The 5,469-nt window shown below is 39.9% G+C and carries 1 protein-coding gene; it reads right to left on the reverse strand.

Annotated features, from left to right (window positions below):
* Window positions 1–5,297, reverse strand: a 5,297-nt coding sequence (locus Q0162_RS09545; RefSeq protein WP_297891091.1) for a hypothetical protein, incomplete at its 3' end; no start/stop codon positions are given.
* Window positions 5,298–5,469 lie beyond the last annotated feature (172 nt).

Consider the following 5,469-nt stretch of genomic DNA (forward strand, 5'->3'; position numbering starts at 1 on the left):
CTAGTAGTACCGCCATTAGCACCATTGGTGATAGTGAAGGTATCGGCATTAGCTTTGATTTCAGGAGCACCTACTACAATTGTAGTGGTAGCAGTATCACAAATTGTAAGAGTAGCTACATTTGTACAAATCTTGTAGACAATAGTATAAGTTCCTGAGGCTGTACCTGCTGGTACTGTAATAGTACCATTGCTATTTAGGGTAGGTATTCCACTACCTGCACCCCCCGTAGCAGGGGTAACCACAGTCATACTTACTGTAGCAGGTGTAGCAGTTTGAGTTCCTACTTTGTCGTTATCAAATATAGTAAGGGTAGTAGTACCGCCATTAGTGCCATTGGTGATAGTGAAGGTATCGGTATTAGCCTCTATATGCACCAAAGTAATAGTACTTGTTTGGGTAACAGTTTTACCAAACAAATCAGTAGCAGTAAAGGTAACAGTTACTACTCCGCTATTGTTACATAGGTCGGCAGGTTTTACTGCGTTGTAATTATTAGTTACGTTTGCAGTAGCACAACTATCTGTAGCAGTAGCACTATTAAGCCAAGTGGTGATGCTTGCAGCCGCATTACGGCAATCAACTACTAAAGGAGCAGGAGTGGTAAGAGTAGGGGTTGTAGTATCATCTACAGTTATGGTTACTACTGCACGAGGGCCTTCACAACCATTAGCATTCACTTGCACCACATAGGCTTCTAGGGTAGTTTTAGTAGTTACTTGCGTATTGATAGTAGGAGTAGTAGAGGTATAAGCAGTAGCCGTAGCGGTAGCATACCAACGCAAAGTATGAGCCGGCAAAGCTGTAACATAGGCATCTAAGCTCACCACACTACTTACTGCCGTAGGGCAGAGTGTAACTGTAGGGCTTACTGTAGGAGCATTAGCAGGCTTAGTATGTAAGCTCACGATAAGCGGTGTTTTAATACTAGGGCATTTACCTGTAGCTTGCAAGGTATAGAAATAGGCATTAGAAGGATTAACCTGTGTATTATCCGCTTGCAATACCCATTGAGCACCACTGCGTACAAATATCTTCACGATACCACCGCCAATAGCGTCTTTAAGGTCAGATACACGTGGGGTAGATCCTGCGGTCATACACACCTCGAAAGTTTTTGCAGTAGCTGTAGTAACATTGGTATCCTTAATAAGAGTTAGAGGCACTTTAGGGCTACGACATTTACCAGTTGCTTCAGCTGTAAAGTAAAGAGCTGTGTTCCAATCTACTAAAGCGGTTCTTGCCAAAGGAGTAGTAGATCTACCTGCTATTATTTCTACATTTGTATACCCATAGGCAGCTTGCAATTGGTCTGCTAATTCACCAGCCATAATCTCCTCGCAAGTGGTAATAGACTGAGCTTGTACAGGAGTAATATCGTTTTGAGCAAGGCGCACCACATAAGGTAAGGACTCACACTTACCAGCTTCTTGTATTTTAAATCCTGAATAGCCAGTAATTGACACATCAGAATTAGGGTTTGTTTGTACATACCAGTTTCCTGAAGAGCTACCTAAAACAGTTATCGTAGCATTGGGATAGAGCACTTGTAAAGCATCTTTAATATCTTTTACTTTAGTATGCAAACCTCCGTAATAGCCTATAAAAGTACATACTGATATTTGTTCGTTTTTAGCAACAGAACGAGGGGTAAAGTTAAAGTTCAGCGCAACAGGTGAAGTAATACAACGATAGACGTTTTTGGCATAGGTATAGCCTACATTATCTTCTATCACTGCATCATCACCCAAAGGCGTAGTACTACCATTTTTATAGATAAGTACGTTGGCAGTATCGGCAGGATCTACTAAGGCTTTTAGGCTTGCTACAGTTGTTATATCACAACCTGTATTAGTAAGGGTTTTAGGAACTAAGCTACTTTCACCTGCTATGGTAATTTTGTATATAGTTTCAGCACAATAATTATTTTTTGTAAAGCGCAAGTAATAATCTTGCGAACTACCATTAGGGGTATTGATAGAAGTAGTAGCTGCTATTTCTGAAGTTTGCGCTTGCGCATCAGAGAGCGAGCCATACCAATGGAATGTAGGTTGTTTTGCAACTACTTCAGGAGAGCCTTCATCAATAAGTTGTTTTACTTCGTTTAAAGTTACTGACGCATTACATACCTTAACAGTAGTTTTCACTGCAGGTTTGAAAGCGCGTGTTATTGTTAGCTTGGCAGAAGCTTGGGTTATGAGTTCACCACAAGGGCTAAGTATTTTGTAAAGGAAAGTATGAGTACCAATTAGGTCTGATCGATTAAGATTAATTATACCGTTAGTAGGCACAGGTATGACACCTGAAGCATCTTCAATAGTGGTAGTAACACCACCTGTAATAGGAGTAGTACCTGTAAAGAGAGTATTCAAATCGAAATTGACAGCCAAGTTTCCTTCTATACATTTAGATGTATTTACCCCAGTAGGAGCTGTATATGAAGGATAAGTGGTAATTTGCTGGAACTGATAAGCAGCAATAGCGTTGGTGATACAAGTAGCAGCAGCTGGTTTTCCTGCTATCTTAATAACTACTTTGTATTGGTTTGTAAAGTCAGCAGCTGTAAGAGCAGGGATGGTAAGGGTATGACCTGTAGCTACTAGAGCAGCCATATTGTCGGAGCGATACCACTCAATAGTGATATTAGGGCCTAAATCATCCATTTTGAGTACTGCTGATTGACCTACACAGTAGTATTCTTTTTGTGCCTTAATTTTAGGGAGGCGGATATTACTAAGTGTAAGTTCTCTATCTTTTGTACTTGGGCAGGCATCGGTTACCGTAAACTTATAAGCAGTATTGAGGTTTGTGCCATCCAAATCGAGAAAGAAGTTATCGCCCACTTGTGTATGTGCCACAGAGGTATCGGGGGTAGTACTTCCTGCAGGGATTTTATGTACAAGTTTATAGGTAAAAGGCCCTGTACCCCCTTTTGGAATCACCATTACGTGGAATTTATTTCCAGCACAACCTACCCCTATAACCTCAGGTTCTTCGAGATCACCTCCAAATTCTTTTTCGGCAAGCACTTGTACACATTCATATAAATTATCTGAGTTAAATACTTGGCGTACCACACGGAATTTTCCTTTTCTAGGGAAGCCGTCATCGGTAATTTTTCGGTTGATGTTTTGGTTTAAACTAAGACCTGTATGAGGCATTGTTGCCCAAACTTGAGTAGCCTCATTCAATTGTTGTATTAGAAAGTGTGACTCAGTATAGCGCCAATCGTCGGTAGGGGCTAAATCAATGCGTCCTTGGACAATGGGTTCACATCCAGGGGCAAAAGTAAATGAATAGGTTTGCCCAGAAAGGACTACAGGAACAACTCTTACACCTCCACATATATTGGTTGCTTTCACCTTGTAATTACCAACAGGTAAATCGCGTACATACCAGGTAACATCATTAAGACGGTTATCAGCTGTTAGGGTATAAGGTAAGGAGATAGAAGTACTAGGTAGAGCACCTGTGGTATTTCCATTGTACTCTATAATTTCTATTTTATCAATAGTACTACCAGTTCCCTTTCCTATACGCATAGAAGCGTAAGGAGCACTAGTAGCAGTAGCATCCTTACAACTAGCTATATTTCTAACGGATATATCTGTAGGTTGTGGTGCGGTAGAAAGTGTAATAGTAACAGGATCCATTAGATTGCTGCGATTAGTATCGCACTCATCATCTACCAAACGGAATTGGAAAGTATCGCCAGCGGCTATAAAGTCAGGAGCTACTACTGTTTGAAAATTAGAAGGATTGTATTGTATTTTCTTTACAAATTTACCTCTGAGTAATGGATTGGGGTGGGTTGCCGGTATTTGGTAGAAGCCTGCAGCTGCATAGTTGAAGTTTGCAGGAGCCTGCTCAAGCTCCAAATAAGTATTTAGTATAGGCGAATTGTCTCTTATGTACTTATGGCGCAGACGCAGACGTATCTTATGGCAAGCAGTAGGAGAGTCGCCATCGTTCCACTGTTCTACAAGAGCATTTTCTATAGGGTTATAAAGGGTAGCTGTTACAGCAGGGATAGCGGTAGTAGTACCGCACATCTCTACTTCAGCTGCTATCTTCCACACTCCATACTCTTTAAGAATACGGTGCTCTCTAAAGCGGTTCTCTACCCCTAGCTCATCTCTTGTTCCAACAGGTAGATATAAATAAAAGTCACTTTTATTATTAATGGTATAAGTAGGCGTATACACTGCACCTGAAGGAGCTGTAATCACATACTTTACTGTAAGCGGATAAGGGAAAGTATCGGAAGTGTAAGCCTCTGTAAGACTGGTACCATAAAGGAGAACAGAGTCAAACTCAACATAATCACAATTAAATTCTTTAGGACGTGGATGAGTCCATAAACTTGTAAAGGTAAGATTGGATGAAGCTATGGTAATGCTTTTAGGAGTAGGGCTTGCTCCACAGAAGTTTTCTACTTTCACTCTGTAAGTACCAGGAGTGAGCCCCGTAAAGATGTTAGAAGTTTGTCTTATTTTGCCTGGTATATTATTTCCTGTAGCATCTTGTAGGGTATAGTAGACAGGATAGTTAGCAGAGTGGTTACCCCATTGATCTACTTTTATATCTACTTTTATACCTATACCTGCTGAAGCGCAAGTAGCAGGAATTTGTGATAAGGTATAATCAATAGTTTTAAGGTCTTTTTTGATTTCAATATTCTTGACCTCTATATCGCCTGTACCTGATTTAGGTCGTGCTAAAAGGTCGTATTTACCTGCTGCTAAGGAAGTAACTCCAGTAAGAGATAATGAAGTAGTAGTGTTATAAGTAGGCACATTGCTTTTCTTATAATAGAAATTATAATTGTTATTATTAGCGCCAGGACCTATAAGGGTAAAACGGATAGCCCCTCCATTACCACACCACTCGTGTTCTACACTAGTAGCGAGCTTAAGCGTAGTAATAGGAGTAACCTTATAATCAAAACCTGATTGATAGGTACAAGCACCATTTTGGGCTTTGAGAGAGAACCTACGCTCGGTATTCACTGCTCCAGCATTGATGTAGATGAACTCTTCAGTACCTGAAGTATAGGTAATGGAATAGGTAGTTCCTAAGTTATCCGAAAAGGTATAGGTAGTACCTACCAAAGGATAACGGATGGTAAAAATAGCATCACCCCCTTGTGTAACTTCTGTATAGTACGCCACGTGGGTTTGCTCTAAAGATTTTTGCGTATTGATATCGCAAATTTGCGCATAAGCACTATTATTCATTGCTAATACACTCAGCAAGGCAATAAAAAGCCCTCTAAATACGTTTTTTAGTAATTGCATAAAAGAATATTTTTTCATCAAAACAAAGGATAAATTATATCCAAGGCGCAAAAGTACAATAAAAATCGATACAGTGTAAAACTTTAACACTATTTTATAATTTAACAATTGACAACAAAAAAAACTCAGGATATTCTCCTGAGTTTTTTTGTTGTTATTAGCAAGAATGCTA

It is taken from the genome of uncultured Capnocytophaga sp. (genome assembly GCF_937936315.1).
In the GTDB taxonomy this organism is placed as follows: Bacteria; Bacteroidota; Bacteroidia; order Flavobacteriales; family Flavobacteriaceae; genus Capnocytophaga.